Raw genomic sequence first — 22,668 nt, 5'->3', positions numbered from 1 at the left:
CTTCCTGCCAGATCCCGGGCGCCGGTCAATATTCTCCAGTCAGCTCCTAATCGCCACTCTCCCTCGCTGATATCGGGATCTGTATCGTCCATGTCCGTCATCGGCCTCAGATAATGCAGATAAAAAAGACCTCTGCTCTTAAGCCAGAGAAGCAGTCACGATCGCCATATCATATACCTCCTGGGAATTGCATCCGCGGGAGAGATCGTTGATGGGCGCATTTAACCCGAGAAGAATGGGGCCGTAGGCATCGAAATTACCCATACGCTGGGCGATCTTATAGCCGAGATTTCCGGCATTGATGTCCGGGAAGATGAAAGTATTGCAGTGGCCTGCAATCTGGGAGTCGGGAGCCTTCTGGCGGGCTACTGTTGGAGAAACAGCCGCATCGAACTGCAGCTCCCCTTCAATGGGAAGGTCCGGATACTTGACCTTGGCCTTGGCCGTTGCGTTCTGCATCTTGGTGACTGATTCTCCCTTGCCAGATCCCTTGGTGGAGAAGCTTAAGAAGGCAACCTTGGGATCGACGCCGAAGCGCTCCGCGCACTTGGTGGCCTGCCCGCAGATCTCGACCAGCTGATCCTCTGTGGGAACCAGGTTGATCGCACAGTCAGCCATGCAGAGAACCTCATTTCCGCCGGTTGCGGAAGGGCGAACCAGAATAAAGCAGGAGGAGACAATGCTGTTGCCGGGGGCAGCCTTGATGATCTGCAGGGCAGGACGAACAGTGTCAGCCGTGGAATAGGTTGCGCCTCCCAGCAGGGAATCAGCATAGCCCATGCGAACCAGCATCGTCCCGAAATAGTTGGCCTGCTTTAAAGTCTTGACCGCCTGCTCTCTTGTGCCTGCCTTGGCGCCGCGCAGCTCCATAAAGAGATCCACCATCTCATCCATGCGGTCAAAGTTGTTGGGATCAATAATAGCGGCGCCATTGATATTATCCCCGTCCACCTCGGCAACGCGATGGATCTCCTCCGGATCCCCGACCAGAACCGGTTGCAGCCAGGTACCGGCCAGCAGTCTGGAAGCAGCCTGAAGGATGCGCTCATCGCTGCCCTCTGTAAATACGATCTTCTTTGGATTCGCCTTCAGGCGATCGATCATTGCACCAAATCCGTAACCCATACTGATTCCCTCCTATGTCTGATGTGGTTTCGGGTAAATGCCCGCCCCTGCATTTCTCACAGATCCTTATGTCATTTTAGAACCCTTTTTTCACCGGCACAATGGATCTATGTTCGAAAGTTGATACATATTTTTTTGTATTCAATTGTGTGCAATTTTCCGTTAATCTTTTGTCAGAGAAGGCTCCGGAAAAGACTTGATAGAGATTCCGTCCCTCGCAATCCATCTTCTTGTGATTTTCGATAATGAAATGCCCGCGGCGCGAGAATTCTTTCTCAGTCGTTGACATGCCCTCTTTGTATATTTTGAACACTGTGTTTGATATTTTTATCTTTTGACACGGTATCTGATGCTTTGACACAGATTTTTCGATAGATGAACCTGTACAAATCAAGCCCTATTCAAGATAATAGGAAACAGGCTCTGTTCAGATCATTAACATATAAGGGAGACTTTGCAATGACAAACCTGCGTAAACTGATTCTGGCCGCTCTTCTGGCTGCCCTGACGACTGCGACAACCATGGTGGTGCGTATCCCCACTCCCACCATGGGTTACATCCATCCCGGAGACGCCATGGTTCTGCTCTGCGGCCTCCTCCTCGGGCCGGTGACCGGCGGGCTGGCCGCCGGGATCGGAAGTGCCCTTTCTGACTTCTTTGCCGGTTACCTCACCTATGTGCCCGGCACATTTCTGATCAAGGCCCTGACCGCCCTGATCGCCGCGCACCTGTCAGTCTGGCTGACCTCTGTCAGCAGGCACGCGCAGGAATCAGCCCATCAGGGATCCGGCCTCATCAAGGCGCATCGAAAAAATGTCATCGGGGCTGTCATTTGCGGAGGCGTTATCGGAGAAACCTTTATGGTGTTCGGCTACTTTATCTATGAGATTCTTCTGATCGGTCTGGCCGCCGGCAGCGGATTTACCTCTACGGTCCTCTCCTCCGCCATTGTCTCTTCCGCCGCGGGCATCCCCTTTAATATCGTTCAGGGAATCACAGGCGTCACCCTTGCCGCCATCCTCTACCCCATTCTCTATCCGCTGACCCAAAGGCTGCTTCAGACTAACAGCTGAATTCCCGGTCCCCAGGTAAAAACACAGAACAGGAGGCATCCATGCTTGATCTTCCGAGAGACCCCGTCCTCTTGCTCAGTTTCGTCAACACTGAGCTCCGAGACCGCTATCCTTCCCTGACCAGACTCTGCGCGGCCCATATGACCAACACAAAAGAGATCATTCAAAAACTGGCTTCCATTGGCTATGAATACGATGAGGAGCAAAACCAGTTTATATGATTTGCTTTATATAATTTATATCATTTACGTCATCAACCGGTTTTCTCGTCAGCCCCGTCTGTCCCGGCATCAGCAGTTCTCTATCTGGTCTCAGATGCCTCGTCAATGGCCTTTCCGATATCGTGCCGCATGTACTTGTTGGCGAATGAGATCCAGTCCGTCGCCCGATAGGCATTGTCTCTGGCTTCCCTGAGACTGGCTCCCTTGGATGTGATCCCCAAAACGCGCCCGCCGTTGGTCACAACAGTCCCGTCTGCGGCCAGCCTGGTTCCAGCATGGAAGCAGAAATCTCTGACATTGTCGAAGTGCTCAAAGCCACTGATGGGAAATCCCTTCTCATAGGAGAGAGGGTATCCCTTTGACGCCAAAACGACACAGACAGCCGCGTTGTCCTCAAATTCCAGGTCCAGATCCTCAAGTTTCCCGTCAATGCAGGCTTCAAAGGCATCGATGATATCTGTCTTCATTCGGGGGAGGACAACCTGGGTCTCCGGATCCCCGAAACGAGTGTTGTACTCCACGACCTTAGGCCCGTCTGCCGTCAGCATGAGGCCGAAATAGAGCACTCCCTTGAACTCACGCCCCTCCGCCAGCATGGCGTCCAGCGTGGGCTGAAAGATATGCTTGTCACAGTAATCGCGGATCTCATCTGTGAAGAAGGGACTTGGAGAGAAGGTTCCCATACCGCCGGTGTTCAGGCCCGTATCACCATCGCCCACCCTCTTGTGATCCTGGGAAGACGTCATCAGCTTGTAGTGTCTGCCGTCACAGAAGGCCAGGGCGGAGACCTCCCGTCCAGTCATGAATTCCTCGATGACAAGCTCATTGCCCGCAGACCCGAACTTCTTGTCTGTCATGATTTCCTTTACCCCAGCTTTGGCCTCTTCAAAATCCTGACAGATCAGAACCCCCTTGCCCAGAGCCAGGCCGTCCGCCTTTAACACAATCGGATAGCTCTCATGCTCCAGGTAAGCGCAGGCGGCATCCGGATCAGTAAAGACCTCATAGGAAGCCGTGGGAATCGCGTACTTCTTCATCAGGTTCTTGGAAAATGCCTTGGATCCCTCGATGATCGCCGCGTTTTTTCGGGTCCCGAAGATGCGGATTCCCGCCTCCTCAAAGGCATCTACGATTCCGGCGCAGAGAGGATCATCCTGAGAGCAGACCGCCAGATCGATTGCCTTTTCCCTGGCGAAAGCGACCAGCTGATCGAATTCCATCACGCCGATATCGACCAGTTCCGCCATATCGCGCATCCCGGCATTGCCGGGCGCGACATAGATCTTGTCCACCCTGGGGCTTTTGTAGATTGCGTGGAGTATGGCGTGCTCTCTTCCGCCGGCGCCGATCAGTAATACCTTCATAAAAACTCTCCTTATCACATCATGCTAACCCGGGTGGGGCGTCAAAAATCCTATCAAAGATCAGAGATCCTATCGCAGCTCAGAGCTCTCAGCATAGTTCAGAGGGCAAAAATATCCAGCTTCTCATCAATAGTCACCCTTCGCCCCTTTACCCTGACCTTATCGTTGGCAATCAGGTCAATCGCCTTAGGCAGGATCTTCCACTCCGCTTCTTCCATCACGCGCAGCTGCAGGCTTTTGGCATCGTCATCAGCGTGAACCGCCACCGGCTTCTGCAGGATAATCGGCCCCGAATCCGTCCCCTCATCCACAAAATGCACGGTCGCCCCGGTCACCTGAACTCCCCTGTTAAGGGCCCCCTCATGGACCTTAAGTCCATAGTATCCGCTTCCGCAGAAGGAGGGGATCAGGGACGGGTGGATATTAATAATGCGATTGGGAAATGCCCTGACGATAGCCGCCGGGATCACAACCAAAAAACCTGCCAGGACAATTAAGTCCGGCTTAGCCAACTGTAATGTTTCAAGAAGGATCTGATTGTATTCCTCCTTATCCGGATGATCTGCGCGGGAGACACAGACCGCGGGGATTTTTGCCTGCCTGGCTCTCTTTAGGGCATACGCTCCCGGATTGTTGGACAGAACCTGCACAATCTCTGTATTGCTGATCTTGCCGGAAGTCACGGCGTCAATGATGGCCTGAAGATTCGTACCGCCACCGGAAACGCAGACAGCTACTCTTAACATAAGGTCACGCCCTTCTGCCCGTCTTCAATGTGACCGACCACATAGGGCCTGTCCCCTGCGGACCGGATGGCTTCCACAGCGGTATCCACATCTGCCGGATCAAGGACCAGCATCATGCCGATGCCCATGTTGTAGGTGTTATACATCATCTTCTCGTCAATATTTCCGGTCTTTGCCAGGAGTTTGAAGATGGCCGGAATCTCATAGGAGTTCTTCTCAATGACCGCTCTCTTTCCCTCAGGCAGCATGCGGGGAATGTTTTCATAGAAGCCGCCCCCCGTAATATGACTGCAGGCCTTGACGGTCACTCCGGCCTGACGAATGGCCTTGAGGGCATGTACATAGATGCGGGTTGGAGCCAGCAGGGCCTCCCCCAGAGTCGTTTTCAGCTCTTCATAATAGGTCTCCAGGGACTCCCGGCTCATCTCAAAGACCTTGCGTACCAGAGAGAAGCCGTTGGAGTGAACACCGCTGGAAGCCATCCCGATGATGACATCGCCGCCCCTGACATGTTCGCCGGTCACAATGTCCTTGCGGTCAACCACGCCGACAGAAAAACCGGCCAGATCGTACTCATCCTCAGGCATGAGACCGGGATGCTCCGCTGTCTCCCCCCCGATCAGGGCGCAGTCGGACTGGCGGCAGCCCTCGGCAACCCCCTTGACAATGGCTGCGATCTTCTCGGGATAGTTCTTGCCGCAGGCAATGTAGTCCAGGAAGAAAAGGGGCTCCCCGCCGGCGCAGGCGACATCATTGACGCACATGGCCACCGCGTCAATGCCAATCGTGTCATGCCTGTCCAAGAGGAAGGCCAGCTTGATCTTCGTGCCGACACCGTCGGTTCCGGACAAAAGCACCGGGTCTTCCATGTTCTTGCAGCCGGCCAGGGAAAAGGCCCCGGAAAATCCTCCCAGGCCGCCCAGGACCTCGGGGCGCATCGTCTCCTTCACATAGGTCTTCATCAGCTCCACCGACCTGTATCCGGCTTCAATATCAACTCCGGCGCTCTTATAATCCATAATCTCTCCTTTGGCATCGATCAAATTTTTTTCTCATCAATAATTCAAGCAGGATATCCCCGCTTCCATCTCATCTGTCAGCCGATAAAAACAGAAGGCACTTTTCGTAAGGCAATATTCCAAAAAGAATACACTTTTTTCCGGGCAATGTTTTCGGGAAAATCCGCGGCATAAACAGCATAATCATCAGTATGCCTTATAACCTGACTCCTGCAGCCTGCGATCCTTCTCGACGACCTGATTCTTCAAATCCTCCGCGTACTTCTTCAGGCGCGAAAGAAGCTGCGGGTCTGACGTGGCCAGAATCTTGGCCGCCAGAATCCCGGCATTGGCGCCGCCGTTGATGGCGACCGTGGCAACCGGAATGCCGGAGGGCATCTGCACGATGGAGTAGAGAGAATCCACCCCTCCCAGATCCGATGTCTTCATGGGAATGCCAATGACCGGCATGGGAAAGAGAGCCGCACACATGCCAGGCAGATGGGCCGCTTTGCCGGCGCCGGCAATGATAACCTTGCAGCCCCTTTCTTCAGCGCTCTTTGCGTAGTCGAAAAAGACATCCGGCTCTCTGTGCGCGGAGATAATCCGCATCTCATAGCTGATTCCAAGCTGGTCTAAAATATCGGCTGCCTTCGCCATAATCGGCATATCCGAGTCACTGCCCATCACGATTCCAACCTGCGCCATACTCTCTTCCTTCCCAGGGCAAATTGCCCTATCATCACTGATCGTGGCACATCTATTTTACTATATAAAGCGGGCAGCAATTGTTAGACTTTCTAATCGAACCAATAAGCTCGGCCCTATCCGATCTTCCAGCCGATTGCCTGCCGTCTGGAGTCGACGAAGCGCCGATAGATTCCTTCCTGTTCCATCAGTTCCTCATGCGTGCCCCGCTGAACAATCTTCCCCTTGTCAATGACAAAGATCTGATCCGCGTTTCGCACTGTCTTTAAGCGATGGGCGATCATCAGGATTGTTTTCTCCCTTGTCAGAGCCTGGATTGCCTCCATAAGGTCCTTCTCATTTTCGGGATCGACATTGGCCGTCGCCTCATCGAGAATGATAATCGGAGCGTCCTTCATGATTGCTCTGGCAATCGACAGACGCTGTTTCTCCCCTCCTGACAGGGAAGCCCCGTTTTCGCCGATGATCGTATCGTATCCATCCGGCAGCGCCATGATAAAGTCATGACAGCAGGCTTTTTTCGCGGCCGCAATGACGTCCTTTATCGGCGCGTCCGGCCGGCCAAAGCGAATATTATTCGCAACCGTATCATGGAAGAGGTAGACATTCTGAAAGACAAAGCTGAAATTATCCATCAGAGAATCCATGGAATAGTCTCTGACATCCTTTCCGTCGAGGGACACCCTTCCCCGATCCACATCCCAGAAACGGGCGATCAGGTGGCAGAGTGTTGTCTTGCCTCCGCCGGACGGTCCCACGAAAGCTGCCGTCGTTCTCTCCGGTACCTTAAGCGACACATGGTCGATGATTTTCTTTGTGTCATAGGAAAAATCGATCTCGGAGACTTCAATATCATCTGTCTTTGGCTCATATGCCTGACCCGATATATCCATAGGCTTTAGGGCCAGTACTTCCTTTCCCCGCTCCACGCACAGGTCAACGACTCTCAAAAGCGCGGAATAAGCTCCCATGGCCTCAAGGCCCGCAAAGACCTGGAAGGACATAATCATCATGATAAACACCTCCAAAAGCCCCATGCTTCCGCTGAGATAAAAGGAAATTGAGAAGAGGAGGATCGCGACGCCGGTCAGCTTTAATACCATGTTCTGCAAGGGAACATAGCGGTTACAGATCATCTCCATGTCTGTATTGATATCCCCGGCCATCCGAATGGTATCATCCAGTTTTTTCCTGGATTGACCGACCAGATTATAGGCCTTCACCTCCGCGATCCCCTGAACATACTCCAGGACACCCGAAATCACCCTGGTATCCGTCTCTACCTTGGTCACGGATACCCTGGCATTCGCTTTTCGCATGGCCCGATTGATCCCGGCGAATAGCCCGATGCCAATCAGGCAGATCAGTCCGATTCTCCAGTCATAGATAAGAATCAGAAGAACAATGATCGCCGAATTCAAAATCCCCTGTGTTGTTAACATCACAACCCTGGTCGCCACGTCGCCAAGCTGCTCCATAATATTGGTCGTAACCGTCGTAATCTCACCGAGGCTGTTCTGATTGAAATATCCCATGGGCAGATATCTCAAATGCTCCGCGATTTCGATTCTCTTCTCAGCGCATTCACAGTAACCTGCCCTGCACTGCAGCATTGTTGACCTGCCCCGGGCCAGAGACTCCACCAGTGAGGCGATCAGCAAAATCACAAAGCCGGCCAGAATCATATTTTTCGATATGGACCCGGACAAAAATCCGGCCAACACCAGATAGATTGCCGGGAACTTGGCCGCTTCACAGGCAGCGATAATGACTCCGATGCCAAGCGTCCTGTAAAACATACGGCGATTCTGCACTCTGCAAAATTCAAAAAATTTCTTTAGCGTAGAAATCATGCGATTGCACCCCCTTCTTCATCGGCATCCTTTGCGTAAACATGGGCCTCCCACATATTCCGATAGAGAGGACAGGAATCTAAAAGCTCTGTATGCCTGCCCCTGGCCTCGATATTTCCGTCCCGGATCACAACAATCTGGTCAGAATCGATCACCGTAGAGAGTCTGTGCGCAATCACAATGAGCGTCTTTCCCCTGGAGAGCTCGGAAACAGACCTCTGTATGACGGCTTCATTTTCCGGATCCGTATAGGCAGTCGCCTCATCGAGAATCAGAATCGGCGCGTTCTTCATCATCGCCCGCGCGATGGAAATCCTCTGTCGCTCCCCGCCGGACAGGTGCGCTCCGCTGCCTCCCACAATTGTGTCAAAGCCCTTCTCGAGGCCCATAATAAACTCGTAGCAGCCGCTCTTTTTCGCAATCTCTTCCACTTCCATATCCGTGGCGGATGGTCTGCCCATGCGAATATTTTCTCTCACAGAAGCGTCAAAAAGGAAGCTGTCCTGCGACACATAGGCAATCTGCGCGCTGTAATCCGCTATCGACATATCCCGTATATCCGCTCCGCCGACCAGGATACTCCCCTCTTTCACATCCCACATGGAGGCGATCAGCCTCGCCAGCGTTGACTTTCCGCTGCCGGAAGGACCTACCAGCGCCGTCACGCTCCCTGCCCCTATGTCCAGGTCGATGCCGTGGAGCACTTCCTTTTCACCGTATCCGAAACGAACGCCCCGCAGTTGAATGCCGTGGTTTTGGGGCAGATTCCTGCTGACTTGCGGCCGCTTGAGCTCGGGCAGTTCTAAGATCGCGTCGATTTCTCCGAAAATTGAGGTCGCCTTAGTGATGTCATCGTTATAGCTCATCACGGTAATGAGCGGCGCAATCAGCCCGCAGGATAAAACCACAATCATAATATAATTGGAGAGCGAAAGAGAGCCCTGCATCGTGAATATCGCGCCGATGGGAAGAACAGACAAAAGAGTCGCCGGTGTGATCACCATGCCCAGCGAGAAGGGAACAATGCAGGCCATCATCCAATCGATGAAGCTGTTGGCATTCTCCCTGGCGGCATCCGCGAAGCGCTGATAGGAGCTCTCCGCCTTGCCGAAGGCCTTGATAACCTCAATCCCCCCGATATATTCCACCGCAGTATCATTCAGCTTTTTGGTGGTCTCCTGTGTCTTCTGAAACCTCTTGTCGCTGTCCTTAAACATCCACGCCATCGCGATCGCCGCAATCGGAAGCGTAGCGAGCGAGAGCAGGGCCATCCTCCAATCTATGGTCAGGATGTAAATAAAGAGCATGAGCGGCGCGCAGAGATTCGCTGTAAACTCCGGCACGACATGCGCCAGTACCGGTTCCATGGAATCCGTTCGCTCACAGATAATATTCTTCAGTGTGCCGGAGGCCATCCCCTGAACGGTTCCCAGGGGCAGACGGGACAACTTGTCGACAAGGGCGATCCGAACATTCCCAATCAGTTTGAAGGTTGTCCTGTGCGAGATTTTCGTGGAGACCGTATGGAAGGTCACACGCAGAATCCAAAAAAGAGCCATTGCAAGCCCTTCCGTCAGATAAACCTTGAATTCCCTCTCCCCCTCAAGGAGCTTTTTTACCATATCTCCCATCAGAATATAGGGGACGATGGAACAGACCACCCCAATCACGGCAAAGACCACACTTTTTATGTAGCTGCTCCTGTAGTCACCCGCAAATTGAAAGATGTAGTCGAAAATCCCCTTTTGCTTTTTCTTTTCTGTATCCATAAGCTCTTTCTCCTTCCCGAAAAATCCCCTTCTGCTATCCGCCAATGTCATACAAGCGCCTTTTTTCGATCTTTGTCGAAACAGAGCGGTCGGCTCTTTTCTCTGCTTTCGCTATGTTAGACTCAACTAACCTTTTTAAGTATAGCATGAAACGACTCGCCTGTCCCCATTTTCGCTGACACGCTCAATGACAGATTGCAAAGGTAAGATCCTAGGGCCTTTCGCGCGCATTCTGCTGCTGTAACTGTCGAATACATGCGTACGGACATTCCACATGAGCATTCCATCGCTGTGAAAAAAGCCTCCGGGGACAATTCCCCGGAGGCTGAGCTCTTCTCTTCTTCTTTCATTTCATCTGACACTCAATCTGACAGAGGAAGATTCAGTTCCTCTGTCCCGGGCACCACAAATTTGCCATCCCGTATGATATCGCGTCTCCTTCCATCCGCTGAGATCACTTCAATGACCCCCAGCTCCTCGAAGGGAACCGTAATATCCGTATGACAGCCAAAATAGGCCCCGATCGGGTCCTCTTTCCTTCGCTTCGAGATGGAATTCTCCTTGGCAACAATCTCCTTGCCGTCGGGATTATAGACCCGATTATCCTCTTCATGAGAATAGCAGGTGTCACCCAGGGCAAAATGGGGGCCGGTCTTCTCCGCAATCAGGATGGGCAGCTTGGAGCCGATTCCATAATCCTTTGCCATGCGATAGGCTGTCGTATTGGTCCCGATCGCGAACTCTCCGATGGGCAGACTCTTGTGCTGATAGAGAATATTCTCCCTGATCAGCTGTCGCCCCTCCTCTTTGCTCTCAAAGTTGCCGCAGGAATAATCGACAAGCATCCCATCCCTGAAGGTCAGCCGCAGATCCTTGAACTCCATCCCGTCCAGATAGACATGCGAGACGTGAAGAATCCCATTTGTCCCCTCCAGGACAGGGGACGTGAAGACCTCCCCCACCGGAATGTTGACGTCAGCCACACAATTCTCGAACCTGGTCATGTGACTGGGATCCGCAGTCGGAAAAAGCTCTACTGTGATGTCCGTTTGGTTTCCCCCCTGACCCTGAACATGGACCCTCTCCCCCTGATCTAAGAGATCGATGATCTTCTGCTGCATCCTCTGATAGCTGTGATAGTCCAGGGTATTGATCTCCATGGTCCTGGCGAAAATCTCCTCGAACTGGTCTCCGATGGAGGGCAGGGGGAAGGCGATCATGGTGAAGCTTCTCTCCCTGCCGATGATGTAGCGGTTACTGATCTGCCCGGCCTGCGCGGCATAGCTGACATTTAACTCCTGCTGCCTTGTGCTGTAATGGTAATTGGCCTCGGAGTTGACAGGCTCAAAATCCTCCTGTCCGAAGACATCAATCACAGCGGGACCGCCCATGCCGCGGGCCAGCTTTTTATGTTTCTCAAAGGTATCCTGCATGACCTCCAGGCGACGCTGATTCAGCCCCGCGTCCAGATAATAGCCCAGGTCATTCTTGTGGTCGTAGTCAAACTGACGGTTCAAAGAGCAGGAAAAGACGCCCCGTTTCCCTTTGCCCCTCCCCTGCAGAGAGAGTATGCTCTCGCGGACTAAAACAGGAGCAAGACCCATCTTACAGAAATTACGAATCGCCTGGCGTACCATGCGTTCCATCCCGATCGGATATTCTATTTTGACTGCGGACTTGATCGAAATATCCTTGCCGGTCACCTGAAAGCCGATCCGGTAGCCCTCTGTATAGGTTGCCGCCATGCGGCGGACCTCCTCCTCAGAGAGGCGGTTGAGGTAAGCTGCCATGGCCAGCTCATTCTCCCCGATAGGACTTCCGTAAGAATAGAGATAGGACAGGTCGCTTAAATCAGACTCCATGACAATACGGGTCAGAAAATCGCGGCCCGGATCAATCAGGTTCATGACCGCGTCCCTGGTGAAGATCTCGCTGTAATCGCGGTAGAACCAGTAAATACTGTCTCTGACAGCCTTTTCCGCCGCCCCCTCGTCCTTTGCCATGGCCAGATCCCCGTGTATCATCACGAAGAGCTCCGCGTAAATGGTCAGCAGGTCCAGCCTTCCCTCATAAACCCAGGGAATCAGAGCCAGCAGATCCGCGGCAAAGGCAGACAAAATCCCGCCAAGTCCTGCTCCAAGCCGTCTGACCGCATAGTCGGGGCAGAGATAGGAGCTGCGATAGTGATCCTCATGCAGGGCAGCATAGATATCTTCCTGCCATTTTGCTCCCTCCTCCCGGGTCAGGCGGGGATATCCCACTCTCTCAATAAAATCCGCAGTGGCCGGGTCCTGCCCGACGTTCTCTCTTTTCTCCTCTAAAAAGGCCCTGTGCCGGTCGATCTTGAGGAAGAAACTGCCGATCTGCATCATATAATCGCAAAGGGCTTCTCTCACCTCAGGATTCGCCGCAATCCCGGCGATCCGCTCCATAGCCAGCTCGTAGCGCTCGCGAAAAATGATTCCCTTACCAGAATCCTCTTCTGTATGCTCTTTTCGTGTATCCTGATTCATATAACCTTCCCGCAGGCAGCGCTTCGTCATCGTCATCCGCCCTGCTTTCTATCGTCGCGCAAAATCGTTTTCTCTTCCTCTTTCACGGAGTCAGGATAAAATTCCCAGAATGTAGGTTCCCAACCAGAGAAAGCTGGCCACAAGGGGCAAGAGAAGGCCCGGCAGGCGGGAACTTCTGCTGTATGTCCCCAATCGGAACTCCCTGCCCCCATAATAGAGACAAATCAGTGAGAGAATCATAAAGAGCACCGCTGCTGCTCCCATGAGATTGGACGTATCGCCTCCTGAAACTGCCGCTTGATAGGCCATAAAGAGATAGGCGGCAATGGACAGGCTCGCCAGAACCGCCATGAGGATGGCCAGGTTGGATCGATTCTTTTTATGCATGCGCTGTCTGCGGCGCCGTCTTTCATCTCTCATCATTTATCTTTCTACCCACGACCTAATACCATGCGCGATCTCATAGCAGATCAGACCGACAATGACGCCCAGAGTATTCAGGATAATATCATCTACGTCGCAGGTCCCAAGGTCTGTGACAAGCTGGATGAATTCCACCAGGCAGGAGGTGAAAAATCCCGCCAGGATGACTCTTCCCCCCCTGGCCTTCCTTTGCATCAGCATAGGCAGGATGAGCCCGAAGGGGACAAAGGCCGCAATGTTTCCGGCCAGGTTGAGAATGACCAGCCAGACGCCGATCTTGCGCCAATAACGCAGATAGCGTCCGATCTCATGAAAGGGAATCAGGTTTTGCCCATTGATGCCGGGGTCACCGCGGCCAAAGCTCTCCGCGAAGAAGAGAAAATAGACCATGACGGCGACGTAGACGAGAAAGAGACACCATAAAATCCCTCTCTCCTTTTTGGATCTGCGTCTTGTGCTCAAGAGAAACTCCTTTCTCAAGCTCCTTTACCTATCCTGCCCTATGCGAAACTGCCGGAATTTCCCCCTTCTTCCTGTCAGGCCCCCTTACTGCGCGGCTCCATACTCCCTGTAATACGCGTCGATTGCCGCCTTGAGCTTATCATCAATGATGACCTTCCCTTTATAGGGCCGGTTATAAAGATGAGCGACGACCTCTTCCATCGTGACAATCGCGCAGGTTTTCATCTGATACTTCTCTCCGATCTCGATCAGCGCCGCCTTGTCTCCCTGCCCCCGCTCCATGCGGTCCACTGACACAACAAGACCTGCCACCTGAACATGTTCGGCCTGTGACTGAATCAGGGGATAGGTCTCCTTAATGGATGTCCCGGCAGTAGTCACATCCTCAATCATGACAACCCGATCATCCCTCTCGATGGGACTGCCTAAAAGGATGCCCTTATCCCCGTGATCCTTGATTTCCTTACGGTTAGAGCAGTAGCGAATATCCGCGCCATAGTTCTCTGAGAGCGCAATCGCTGCAGACACAGCCAGTGGAATTCCCTTATAGGCGGGCCCAAAGAGCAGGTCAAAGTCTGTACCGAAGTGATCTGTGATTGCCCTGGCATAGTACTCTCCCAGGCGCTTGAGCTGAGAGCCGGTGCGATAGAAACCGGTATTGACGAAGAAGGGGGTCTTTCTTCCGCTCTTCGTCACAAAGTCGCCGAACTTGAGGACCTGACAGTCAATCATAAACTCAATAAATTCCTGCTTGTATGTCTCCATATGGTCCTCCTGTCCTGACTCGGTGCTCTCTGCTTTCTTCGCCGTTTTCTGCTGTCTTTTGTTGTTTTCTGCTGTCTTTTGTTGTTTTCTGCTGCCTTTTGTTGTTTTCTGCTGCCTTCCGCCATTTTCTGCTGCCTTTTGCTATTCGCGCAAAACCGCAAAGAAAAGAATTCACACTTTGCAGATATCCATGATAAGTCTAAGATACCTTCTCGGCAAATATCATACTACATATACTCCTGCCACATATCCTCCTGCCAGATATCCTCCTATCCTCCTGCCTGGCGCACGGCTCCAATCAGCTCCCGGATGTCCTCGACTCCCTGGTCTTGCATATAGGTCTCAATCCCCTCTATGACATCCAGGGTAGCCCGGGGCCGATAGAAGTTGGCCGTCCCGATAGCGACAGCGGTCGCCCCGGCCAGGATCATCTCCAGAGCATCCTCAGCGCTTGCGATCCCTCCCATGCCGATAATGGGAATCTTCACTGCCTGCGCCGCCTCGTAGACCATGCGAACGGCAATGGGATGAATGGCCGGACCGGACATACCGCCGGTCTTGTTGGCCAGAGCAAAGGTTCGATGCCCTACATCGATCTTCATCCCTGTGATGGTATTAATCAGAGAGATGACATCTGCGCCTCCCGCCTCCGCCGCCCTTGCGACATCGGCAATGCTTGTGACGTTTGGCGTCAGCTTGATGATAATGGGCTGGGCAGCCCTCTTTTTAACACTTGAGGTAATGTACTCCACCATCGCCGGGTCCGTTCCAAAGGCCATACCTCCCTCCCGGACGTTGGGACAGGAAATATTAATTTCCAGGAGATCCACCCTCTTCTGATCGGCCAGGGTCTCTACCACGCGAAGATACTCCTCCTCTGTGTGCCCGCACACATTGACCACCACCCGGGTATCAAAGGCATCTAAAAAGGCCAGATCCCGTTGAATGAAGGTCTCTACCCCCGGATTCTGCAGGCCGATGGCATTGAGCATACCGGCGGGCACCTCCGCGATCCGGGGCGTGGGATTGCCCGGCCAGGGACGGTCAGCTACGCCCTTGGTGACCACAGCCCCCAGGCGGTTCAAATCGACAAACTGGCTGTATTCCATCCCGCTCCCAAAGGTTCCGGAGGCCTCCATAACAGGGTTCTTCAGGCAAATACCCGCTAAACTCACAGATGTATTCATGACAGATCCACCTTTTTTGCATCGAAGACAGGGCCATCAGCACAGACTCTGGCATTCTTCACCCTGGAGTGATCATCCGCATCGACTGTCCTACAGACACAGGCAAGGCAGGCCCCGATGCCACAGGCCATGCGCTCCTCCATCGAGATGAAGCAGAGCAGCTTATTTTGCTCGGCATAGGCCTTGACTGCCCGCAGCATGGGCTTGGGTCCGCAGGCGAAGACAGCGTCCCCTGTCACCCTCTGCTCTCTGATAGCGTCAATTACAGTTCCGTGCGTCCCGATACTGCCGTCATCGCTTGCGATGACAAGGCGGCCGGATGCCCGGCACTCCTCGGTTAAAAAGGTATCGTCGTCGCGATAGCCCATGACCAGGGTCGGCTCTACACGGACACGCTCTTTCGTCCCTATCAAAATCTGTTCCTCAGAAATGCTCTCGCCAGATCTGTTTGCGCTGTGCAGAGCCTCAGCCAGACCGACCATGGGGGGAATCCCGATGCCGCCGCCGATTAAGATAGGTCTCCTGCAATCCGGCAGTGTTCCCGCCTCCCTGGCAAATCCATTGCCCAGAGGCCCCAGGACACGAAGGCTCTCTCCCGCCTTAAGACGGGAGAATTCCTCGGTTCCCCTTCCGACCACCCGATAGACCAGGCGCAGGGTCCCGGCGTCCCGGTCTATCTGACAGATAGAAATGGGACGGGGCAGGAGTCTGGCCCCATCTCTCGAGTAGACAGAGACAAACTGGCCTGCGACAGCTTCCTCTGCAAACACCGTCTGAAGGAGCAGAGAAAAGACTCCCTCCGCCAGAGGTTCGTTTTTCAGCACGCGAGCCTGATCCATTTGCTTGCTCATCTTCCCAACGCTCCATTGATATCGGCCAACATGTCAAGAACAGCCTGTCTGGAGGCCTCCGCGAAATGCTCAGCCCCAAACCCTGCGTAATTATCCTTCTGATACGCGGCGATAATGCCGCGTGAGGAGTTGACAATCGCGCCCAATCCATCCCTGTCGAAGAAATGCGTCAGATCAGATCCCCTGCCGCCCTGGGCCCCATAGCCCGGCACAAGAATGTAGGTATGAGGCATGAGCTCCCTTAAACGCTCTCCCTGCCTGGGATAGGTGGCGCCGACAACTGCTCCCACGTCAGAGTATCCATCCTCTCTGGTCTCCTCCCCCCACTTCTCAACCATATAGGCGACAGATTCATAGAGAGGCTTCCCTGTCTCAGCCAGAATCTGATCCTGAAACTCCCCGGAGGAGGGGTTCGACGTCTTGACCAGGACGAAAATCCCCTTATCCTGCGCCTTGCAGACATTGACAAAGGGGCCGACCGCGTCTGTTCCCATATAGGGGTTGACTGTGGCGAAATCCTCTCCGAAAGGAGCATAGACCTTTTCTCCGACCGTAACCAGGCCCAGATGTCCATCCGCGTAGGCGGCGGAGGTAGACCCAATGTCCCCCCGCTTGATATCGCCAATCACAAGAAGCCCCTTGTCCCTGGCATAGGAAATGGTCTTATGGTAGACCGCCTCACCGGCCAGTCCCAGCCGCTCATACATGGCGGACTGGGGCTTTACCGCCGGAATCAGATCGCAGACAGCGTCAATGATCGCCCTGTTAAAGTCCCAGAAGGCATTTGCCGCCCCTTCCAGGGTCTGCCCGTACTGCTGATAATTTTTATCCAGCAGCTTCTGGGGAATCAATGCTATCTGGGGGTCAAGTCCCACGACAATGGGAGCATTCTTCTTCTGAATCTCTCTGATTAACCGCTTGATCATCTGTGTCTCCTCGTCTCTTTCAGTGATACCTGCAAATTGTCCTTCCGCCATCCTCTAACAAAATACATGACTGTCATTATGTCTTTGCCCTAGTCGTCTAAAATCCCATAGACTGCCAGAGGCACATAGGCTTTGATATGGATCCCATCTTCCTCATAGGACTCCTCTAAGACCTGGCCCCGCTCATGAATACAGGCGAGAAGCTGCATCTTCTGATAGCCCAAAACCCGCTCTACCAAGACCCGATCCTCTCTGAGAAAATCTGCCAGGGCCTGCCTGACCTCATGTAACCCCATTCCCGTCCGGGCCGAAATACACAGGGATTTGTCCGCCCGAAAATCATGCAAAGACAGGTCCTCTTCGAGCCGATCGCACTTGTTGAACAAGGTCAGGATCTTCTTATTTTTGACGCCGAGCTCATCCAGGGTCTGCCTGACCACATGCATGCGCTCTTCCATGTCCGGGTCAGACGCGTCCACCAGTTGAATGATATAATCCGCGTATTTCGCCTCCTCCAGGGTAGATCGAAAGGCATCAATCAGACCGTGGGGCAGCTTGCGAATAAAACCGACCGTATCTGTCAGCAGCATGGTCTCAGAGCCCCCCAGATCCACGATCCGCGTCGTCGTGTCCAGAGTGGCGAAGAGGATATCCTGAGCCAGAACTCCCGCTCCTGTCAGCGCGTTTAACAGGGTGGACTTGCCGGCATTCGTATAGCCCACAATGGCGGCGACAGGCATCTGCTGGCGCTTGCGATGCTCTCTGGTCAGTTGTCGGTGGGCCGCCGCCTCCTGCGACATGGCCTTCAGCCTTCCAATGCGGGACCTTATCCGTCTGCGATCTATTTCAAGCCTTGACTCGCCCGGTCCTCTCGTCCCGATTCCTCCTCCCAGCCGCGACATCGAAAGCCCCATGCCAGTCAAATGTGTGGCCCGGTAACGCAGCTGCGCCAATTCCACCTGGATTTTACCCTCCGCGCTCGCGGCATGAGACGCGAAGATGTCAAGGATTAAGATGGTCCGGTCCATGACCTTACAGTCCAGGGCCATAGCCAGATTACGCATCTGTGCCGGAGTCAGCTCATCGTCACAGATGATACCGTCGGCCCCTGTCATTTCCAGATAGCCGCGAATCTCCTCAATCTTACCTCTCCCCAGGTAAGAGGCTGTGTTGGGCGCATCCTGCTTTTGGGTGATCCTGCCGACCGACTGTCCGCCGGCCGTGTGAAGCAATTCCTCCAACTCATCCAGGAGGAGCTGTGTCTTGCTCTCGTCCTCAGTACAGACTGATACCAGAAGAAAGGACTCTGCCTGCTCTTTGATTCTCTGATTGTGCTCTAAAAGGGGCTGGTTCAATTTATTCTCTTCTTCCATATCCAGGTCAAACCGACTGTCTGTATCCAAAATCATGCTGTTCGCGAAATTTGCGCCAAATTCCCAATGAAGTCTATTCCTGTACGGGCATCCGGGCCAAGTTCTCAATGAAGTCTATTCCTGTACGGGTATTTGCGCCAAGTTCTCAATAAAGTCTATTCCTGTACGGGCTTTTGGGCGTACTCGATCAATTTCAATTCCCGGATCATCTGTCCGTCTGTCGGATAGAGCTTGAGATAGGCCTCAGCCCTGGTCTTCGCCTCATCGTATTGCCGCAAATGTTCCAGGCAGGCCACCTGGTCCGCAAGCAGCTTCCTCTTCTCCCCCTCCTTCAGGCCCTTGAGCTCCAGAGCCCTGTCTACATCCGACCTGGCATCCTCATAAGCCGCCCGATCCAGCTGAATGCCAACGATATTATGGTAGTCTTCTCCGGATAGCTTTTTCTGCCTGTATTCCTCCAGGGCAGTATCCGCCTCTTCTCTCTTCTGCTGCCGGTCAAGCAGGGCGATCAGGGGACGATAAGCCTCGTTCTTTCCGGCCCGGACGGCCGCCTGATAATCCGAGACCGCCGCGTCAGTCTGTCCAAGGTAATCCTTGGCTTTGGCCCCGTTCAAATAGTCCTCTCCCTCATGGTTAAGGACATACTGGAGCTGATCTTTGCCCTTTTCTTCCTGTCCATATTTCCTGTAAGACTCATAGATACAGATCCTGCGCGAGAGATCATTCGGGTCTATCTGAAGGGCCTGACCAAAATCAGTCTCCGCGGATCCTGCGTCCTGTTTCGACAGATAGACATTTCCCCGCAGAAAATAGGCATCCGCATTCTTAGCATCCGCCTTGATCAGCTCACTGTAAGTGGCTATGGCCCCGTCCTCATCGCCCGAATTGAACTGGGCGATCGCCTTATAGTAGTAGTTGTCCAGTCCGGATGAAGTCTTAGGATCAGAGCTTTTCTCAAGAGCCTGCTCGAAGAGATCCTGCGCCTTCCCGTAAGAACCCTGCGCCATAGCGCGAATTCCCTCTGTCCGATCCTCCTTTGCCTCCTGAGACTGGTTGGAGGAACAGGCTGTTACCACCATAAAAACGGCGAGTAAAAGCGCTGCTGACAGGATCCTCATTTTCTTCTTCTGCATCTTGTTAAACCTCTCCTGGAAATTTTATTCATTATAGCAAAAAGTTCCCCTCTCGAAAACGAGAGGATAGCTCTGCGGCGCAAAGGAAGCGTAAATGCCAGAACGCTCCTGCGACGCAAGGAAAGGCAAATGCCAGGACGCTCCTGCAGAGCAAGGAAGGGCAAAAGCCAGGACGCTCCTGCAGAGCAAGGAAGGGCAAAAGCCAGGACGCTTCTGCAGAGCAAGGAAGGGCAAATACCAGAAACGCTTATATGGCACAATAGCACCGCCTGGGCTATAATAGCTTCTACCACTTGGCCGCCTGCTGGAAGCTCACTTTCGGGCGGAGGGCCCTGTATTTCCGCAAGCATTTGCCTGCCTTAGATCACGGCGGGCTGTAAGGAGAAGAATATATGGACTGTGAAATCAGAGATATCAGCCTGGCAGCAGACGGAGCCCACAAAATTGACTGGGTCAAGAAAAACTGCCCCCTCCTCAGAGGTCTGGAGGAAGATTTTCGAAGAGAACAGCCCTTCGCCGGCATCCGCATCGCCCTCTCCGTCCACCTGGAGGCAAAGACGGCCTATCTGTGCAAAGTGCTTGCCGCAGGCGGAGCACAGATGTATGTGACCGGGTCCAACCCCCTCTCCACACAGGATGATGTCGCCGCGGCCCTGGCCCAATCCGGCCTCAATGTCTATGCCTGGTACAATTCCAGTCAGGAGGAGTACACCAGACACCTGCGGCGGGTTCTGTCCCACCACTGCAATATTATCATTGATGATGGCGGTGATCTGGTCGGCATGCTCCACAGCTCCATGCGAGAGGAACTCCCCTACGTCATCGGCGGCTGCGAGGAAACCACAACCGGCATCATCCGCCTGCGCGCCATGGCCGCTGCCCATCAGCTTGCCTTCCCCATGGTCATGGTCAATGACGCCGACTGCAAACACCTCTTTGACAATCGCTATGGAACCGGCCAGTCCGTCTGGGATGGGATCAACCGCACGACCAACCTGATTGTGGCAGGCAAAAACGCTGTGGTCGCCGGCTACGGCTGGTGCGGCAAGGGCGTCGCCATGCGCGCCAAGGCCCTGGGCGCCAAGGTCATCGTCACCGAGATTGATCCCATTAAAGCGATTGAGGCCCACATGGACGGCTTTGAGGTCATGCCCATGAATCAGGCCGCTCTCACAGGCGACTTCTTCATCACAGTTACCGGCTGCTCCCATGTCATCAACCTGGAGCATATGAAAAAGATGAAGAACGGAGCCATCCTCTGCAATGCCGGCCACTTTGATGTCGAGATTGATATGGCAGGTCTGCGGGCTGCCTCTCTCTCATCCATTGACCAGCGAAAGAATATCATCGGCTATGAAGTCCGTCCCGGAAGCTTCATCTATGTCCTGGGCGAGGGCCGTCTGGTCAACCTGGCCTGCGGAGACGGACATCCGGCGGAGATCATGGACATGTCATTTGCCGTACAGGCTATGTCCGCCCTCTATCTCGTACAACACAAGGATAGCCTGACGGACAAGCTGATTCCTGTTCCCCGGGAAGTGGACCAAAAGATCGCCCGCCGCAAGCTCGCTTCTCTGGGTCTTTCCATCGATGTCCTGACCCCGAACCAGGAAGAATACCTCCACTCGTCCGCAATTTGAACAAGTCCCCCGCCAACTCTCGACGACTTTAAACTCAACGGCTTAAAATAAGTCCCTTGCCGACTCTCGACGGCAAAGAAAGTTTCTCAAAATCATGCCTAAGGATTTAATCATTCAAATCATCATTCTGCCGGTTCTTTTGCTGGCTTCCGCCTTCTTCTCCTCCGCAGAGACAGCTCTGACCACCGTCAGCCGGATCAAGGTCAGAACGCTGGCCGATAACGGCAACCGCCGGGCTGAAACGGTCCTCAGGGTTACAGACCGTCAGAGCAAGATGCTCTCTGCCATTCTCATCGGCAATAATGTCGCCAATCTGTCCGCCTCCTCTCTGGCCACCATCATTGCCATCCGCCTTCTCGGAGATATGGGGGCCGGGATCGCGACAGGCGTTTTGACTCTCCTCATTCTCATCTTTGGAGAGATTGCTCCCAAGAGCATGGCCTCGATTAACAGTCTCTCTCTCTCCCTTTGCTTTGCCCCTCACATCTGGCGCCTGATGTGGATCCTGACACCGCTGATCTACATCGTCAATCTCATGGCAAACGCCATGATCCGCCTGATGGGGACGGATCCGCATCGGCGCAGAGAGAATCTGACAGAGGAGGAGCTTAGAACCATCGTCGACGTCAGCCAGGAAGCGGGCGTCATCGAGCACGAGGAGCGCAATTACATCCACAATCTCTTCGACTTCACAGACTCCAATGTCCGCGAGGTCATGATTCCGCGAATCGACGTGACCGTCGCCAATGTCAACTGGTCCTACGATAAGCTCATTTCCGTCTTTGCCGGCTGCATGTTCACCCGCCTGCCGGTCTACGATGAGAACAGTAATTCCATCGTCGGCATCATCAATATGAAAGACCTGCTCCTGGTCAAGGACAAGGCGCATTTCTCCCTGCGGGACTATCTGCGCAGCGCCTACTTCACCTTTGAGCTCAAGAATACCAGAGAGCTTTTCGAGGAGATGCGGCAGAACTCGATCGCCATGGCCATCGTCATGGACGAATACGGTGCGTTTGCCGGAATTATCAGCCTGGAAGATCTCCTGGAAGAATTGGTCGGCGAGATTCGAGACGAGTATGACTCCAATGAGGAGGACGATATTGTCCAGCTCAATGAGCGGGAATACCTTGTCGTCGGTTCCATGAATCTGGAAGACCTCATGTCCATCATTCCCTTAGGCTATGAGTCCGAGGACTACGACACCATCGGCGGCTATCTGACCGGTGAATTCGACCACTTCCCCAATCAGGGGGAAACCTATGTGGACAGCAATGGCGCCATCCTCAAGGTGGAGAAGGTCAGAAAGAACCGGATTACCAAGATTCTCATTCGCCTGCCTGAGCAGATCGCCAAAGAAGTCGACGAGGAGTCCCTCCCGGATTCTGATGAGGATGAGGAGCCCGGTATGCTGTCTACTCCCGCCTCCCAGAAGGTCAGCCAGGGTCCCTCTAAGCCGGCGCAAAAATAAGTTTCCCTGCGGCCGATACAAGAATATGTCTCTGCCCGATACAAAAATATGTCCCTGTTCCGCTTC

Annotated in this window: 20 protein-coding genes; 4 read left to right on the top strand and 16 right to left on the bottom strand. The window is 53.6% G+C overall.

Annotated features, from left to right (window positions below; genetic code table 11):
- Positions 1-138: 138 nt before the first annotated feature.
- Positions 139-1,125, bottom strand: coding sequence for a phosphate acetyltransferase (gene pta, locus HMPREF1508_RS05930; RefSeq protein WP_044960303.1), 987 nt, complete (start codon positions 1,123-1,125; stop codon positions 139-141).
- Between the two features lie 459 nt (positions 1,126-1,584).
- On the opposite strand from pta, the gene HMPREF1508_RS05920 reads away from it, so the two are divergent.
- Together HMPREF1508_RS05920 and HMPREF1508_RS05915 are read left to right on the top strand one after the other, a co-directional pair.
- Positions 1,585-2,199, top strand: a complete 615-nt coding sequence (locus tag HMPREF1508_RS05920) for an ECF transporter S component (protein WP_044960300.1) — start codon at positions 1,585-1,587, stop codon at positions 2,197-2,199.
- A gap of 41 nt (positions 2,200-2,240) precedes the next feature.
- Positions 2,241-2,420, top strand: coding sequence for a DUF4250 domain-containing protein (locus tag HMPREF1508_RS05915; protein WP_006906398.1), 180 nt, complete (start codon positions 2,241-2,243; stop codon positions 2,418-2,420).
- A gap of 80 nt (positions 2,421-2,500) precedes the next feature.
- On the opposite strand, the gene purD is transcribed toward HMPREF1508_RS05915, so the two are convergent.
- The 15 genes from purD to HMPREF1508_RS05840 all read right to left on the bottom strand — a co-directional run bounded on the left by purD (position 2,501) and on the right by HMPREF1508_RS05840 (position 19,491).
- A complete protein-coding gene (purD, locus tag HMPREF1508_RS05910; RefSeq protein ID WP_044960298.1) occupies positions 2,501-3,784 on the bottom strand; it encodes a phosphoribosylamine--glycine ligase in 1,284 nt (427 codons plus the stop codon).
- Between the two features lie 98 nt (positions 3,785-3,882).
- The gene (gene purN / locus HMPREF1508_RS05905; RefSeq protein ID WP_044960296.1) at positions 3,883-4,530 is read right to left on the bottom strand and encodes a phosphoribosylglycinamide formyltransferase; all 648 of its coding nucleotides are present in this window, start codon (positions 4,528-4,530) and stop codon (positions 3,883-3,885) included.
- Positions 4,524-5,549, bottom strand: a complete 1,026-nt coding sequence (gene purM, locus HMPREF1508_RS05900) for a phosphoribosylformylglycinamidine cyclo-ligase (RefSeq protein WP_044960381.1) — start codon at positions 5,547-5,549, stop codon at positions 4,524-4,526. Before purM ends, purN begins: the two co-directional genes overlap by 7 nt.
- Before the next feature lie 186 nt (positions 5,550-5,735).
- Positions 5,736-6,236 carry a 5-(carboxyamino)imidazole ribonucleotide mutase gene (gene purE, locus HMPREF1508_RS05895; protein WP_006906402.1) on the bottom strand — a complete coding sequence of 167 codons (501 nt, stop codon included), beginning with the start codon at positions 6,234-6,236 and terminating at the stop codon, positions 5,736-5,738.
- A 116-nt stretch (positions 6,237-6,352) separates the two neighbouring features.
- Positions 6,353-8,089: an ABC transporter ATP-binding protein gene (locus HMPREF1508_RS05890; RefSeq protein ID WP_044960294.1), complete on the bottom strand. Its 1,737-nt coding sequence runs from the start codon at positions 8,087-8,089 to the stop codon at positions 6,353-6,355.
- A complete protein-coding gene (locus HMPREF1508_RS05885; protein WP_044960293.1) occupies positions 8,086-9,858 on the bottom strand; it encodes an ABC transporter ATP-binding protein in 1,773 nt (590 codons plus the stop codon). The genes HMPREF1508_RS05890 and HMPREF1508_RS05885 overlap by 4 nt, the downstream gene beginning before the upstream one ends.
- Positions 9,859-10,220: 362 nt before the next feature.
- Entirely contained in the window at positions 10,221-12,407 is a 2,187-nt protein-coding gene (locus HMPREF1508_RS05880) for an aminopeptidase (RefSeq protein WP_049906912.1), read from the bottom strand.
- A gap of 54 nt (positions 12,408-12,461) precedes the next feature.
- A complete protein-coding gene (locus tag HMPREF1508_RS05875) occupies positions 12,462-12,758 on the bottom strand; it encodes a hypothetical protein (protein WP_198015590.1) in 297 nt (98 codons plus the stop codon).
- A gap of 36 nt (positions 12,759-12,794) precedes the next feature.
- Positions 12,795-13,256, bottom strand: a complete 462-nt coding sequence (locus HMPREF1508_RS05870; RefSeq protein ID WP_006906407.1) for a VanZ family protein — start codon at positions 13,254-13,256, stop codon at positions 12,795-12,797.
- A gap of 84 nt (positions 13,257-13,340) precedes the next feature.
- Positions 13,341-14,021 carry an orotate phosphoribosyltransferase gene (gene pyrE / locus HMPREF1508_RS05865; protein ID WP_044960289.1) on the bottom strand — a complete coding sequence of 227 codons (681 nt, stop codon included), beginning with the start codon at positions 14,019-14,021 and terminating at the stop codon, positions 13,341-13,343.
- A gap of 269 nt (positions 14,022-14,290) precedes the next feature.
- Entirely contained in the window at positions 14,291-15,208 is a 918-nt protein-coding gene (locus tag HMPREF1508_RS05860; RefSeq protein WP_044960287.1) for a dihydroorotate dehydrogenase, read from the bottom strand.
- Positions 15,205-16,059 carry a dihydroorotate dehydrogenase electron transfer subunit gene (locus HMPREF1508_RS05855; protein WP_044960286.1) on the bottom strand — a complete coding sequence of 285 codons (855 nt, stop codon included), beginning with the start codon at positions 16,057-16,059 and terminating at the stop codon, positions 15,205-15,207. Before HMPREF1508_RS05855 ends, HMPREF1508_RS05860 begins: the two co-directional genes overlap by 4 nt.
- The gene (pyrF, locus tag HMPREF1508_RS05850; protein ID WP_044960285.1) at positions 16,056-16,985 is read right to left on the bottom strand and encodes an orotidine-5'-phosphate decarboxylase; all 930 of its coding nucleotides are present in this window, start codon (positions 16,983-16,985) and stop codon (positions 16,056-16,058) included. The genes HMPREF1508_RS05855 and pyrF overlap by 4 nt, the downstream gene beginning before the upstream one ends.
- A gap of 89 nt (positions 16,986-17,074) precedes the next feature.
- Positions 17,075-18,394: a GTPase HflX gene (gene hflX, locus HMPREF1508_RS05845; protein ID WP_242834511.1), complete on the bottom strand. Its 1,320-nt coding sequence runs from the start codon at positions 18,392-18,394 to the stop codon at positions 17,075-17,077.
- Positions 18,395-18,513: 119 nt separating this feature from the next.
- On the bottom strand, positions 18,514-19,491 hold the full coding sequence (locus tag HMPREF1508_RS05840) for a tetratricopeptide repeat protein (RefSeq protein ID WP_044960283.1): 978 nt from the start codon (positions 19,489-19,491) through the stop codon (positions 18,514-18,516).
- 392 nt (positions 19,492-19,883) lie between these two features.
- Here HMPREF1508_RS05840 and HMPREF1508_RS05830 point away from each other — a divergent pair, with 392 nt between their 5' ends.
- Both HMPREF1508_RS05830 and HMPREF1508_RS05825 read left to right on the top strand, forming a co-directional pair.
- Entirely contained in the window at positions 19,884-21,131 is a 1,248-nt protein-coding gene (locus HMPREF1508_RS05830; RefSeq protein WP_044960280.1) for an adenosylhomocysteinase, read from the top strand.
- Between the two features lie 94 nt (positions 21,132-21,225).
- Positions 21,226-22,602: an HlyC/CorC family transporter gene (locus HMPREF1508_RS05825; protein WP_044960278.1), complete on the top strand. Its 1,377-nt coding sequence runs from the start codon at positions 21,226-21,228 to the stop codon at positions 22,600-22,602.
- The last annotated feature ends 66 nt before the right edge of the window (positions 22,603-22,668 follow it).

This window comes from Shuttleworthella sp. MSX8B (genome assembly GCF_000524295.1).
GTDB classification, from domain to species: domain Bacteria; phylum Bacillota; class Clostridia; order Lachnospirales; family Lachnospiraceae; genus Shuttleworthia; species Shuttleworthia satelles.
This window is presented reverse-complemented; position numbering and strand designations above follow the sequence as displayed.

Bases quoted from the DNA above. Each gene is read 5' to 3' on its own strand.
- hflX (WP_242834511.1), bottom strand. From the start codon at position 18,394: ATGATTTTGGATACAGACAGTCGGTTTGACCTGGATATGGAAGAAGAG.
- purD (WP_044960298.1), bottom strand. From the start codon at position 3,784: ATGAAGGTATTACTGATCGGCGCCGGCGGAAGAGAGCACGCCATACTC.
- pyrE (WP_044960289.1), bottom strand. From the start codon at position 14,021: ATGGAGACATACAAGCAGGAATTTATTGAGTTTATGATTGACTGTCAG.
- HMPREF1508_RS05890 (WP_044960294.1), bottom strand. From the start codon at position 8,089: ATGATTTCTACGCTAAAGAAATTTTTTGAATTTTGCAGAGTGCAGAAT.
- HMPREF1508_RS05875 (WP_198015590.1), bottom strand. From the start codon at position 12,758: ATGCATAAAAAGAATCGATCCAACCTGGCCATCCTCATGGCGGTTCTG.
- HMPREF1508_RS05885 (WP_044960293.1), bottom strand. From the start codon at position 9,858: ATGGATACAGAAAAGAAAAAGCAAAAGGGGATTTTCGACTACATCTTT.
- purE (WP_006906402.1), bottom strand. From the start codon at position 6,236: ATGGCGCAGGTTGGAATCGTGATGGGCAGTGACTCGGATATGCCGATT.
- purM (WP_044960381.1), bottom strand. From the start codon at position 5,549: ATGGATTATAAGAGCGCCGGAGTTGATATTGAAGCCGGATACAGGTCG.
- purN (WP_044960296.1), bottom strand. From the start codon at position 4,530: ATGTTAAGAGTAGCTGTCTGCGTTTCCGGTGGCGGTACGAATCTTCAG.
- pta (WP_044960303.1), bottom strand. From the start codon at position 1,125: ATGGGTTACGGATTTGGTGCAATGATCGATCGCCTGAAGGCGAATCCA.
- HMPREF1508_RS05915 (WP_006906398.1), top strand. From the start codon at position 2,241: ATGCTTGATCTTCCGAGAGACCCCGTCCTCTTGCTCAGTTTCGTCAAC.
- pyrF (WP_044960285.1), bottom strand. From the start codon at position 16,985: ATGATCAAGCGGTTAATCAGAGAGATTCAGAAGAAGAATGCTCCCATT.
- HMPREF1508_RS05920 (WP_044960300.1), top strand. From the start codon at position 1,585: ATGACAAACCTGCGTAAACTGATTCTGGCCGCTCTTCTGGCTGCCCTG.
- HMPREF1508_RS05825 (WP_044960278.1), top strand. From the start codon at position 21,226: ATGCCTAAGGATTTAATCATTCAAATCATCATTCTGCCGGTTCTTTTG.
- HMPREF1508_RS05840 (WP_044960283.1), bottom strand. From the start codon at position 19,491: ATGCAGAAGAAGAAAATGAGGATCCTGTCAGCAGCGCTTTTACTCGCC.
- HMPREF1508_RS05855 (WP_044960286.1), bottom strand. From the start codon at position 16,059: ATGAGCAAGCAAATGGATCAGGCTCGCGTGCTGAAAAACGAACCTCTG.
- HMPREF1508_RS05880 (WP_049906912.1), bottom strand. From the start codon at position 12,407: ATGACGATGACGAAGCGCTGCCTGCGGGAAGGTTATATGAATCAGGAT.
- HMPREF1508_RS05830 (WP_044960280.1), top strand. From the start codon at position 19,884: ATGGACTGTGAAATCAGAGATATCAGCCTGGCAGCAGACGGAGCCCAC.
- HMPREF1508_RS05860 (WP_044960287.1), bottom strand. From the start codon at position 15,208: ATGAATACATCTGTGAGTTTAGCGGGTATTTGCCTGAAGAACCCTGTT.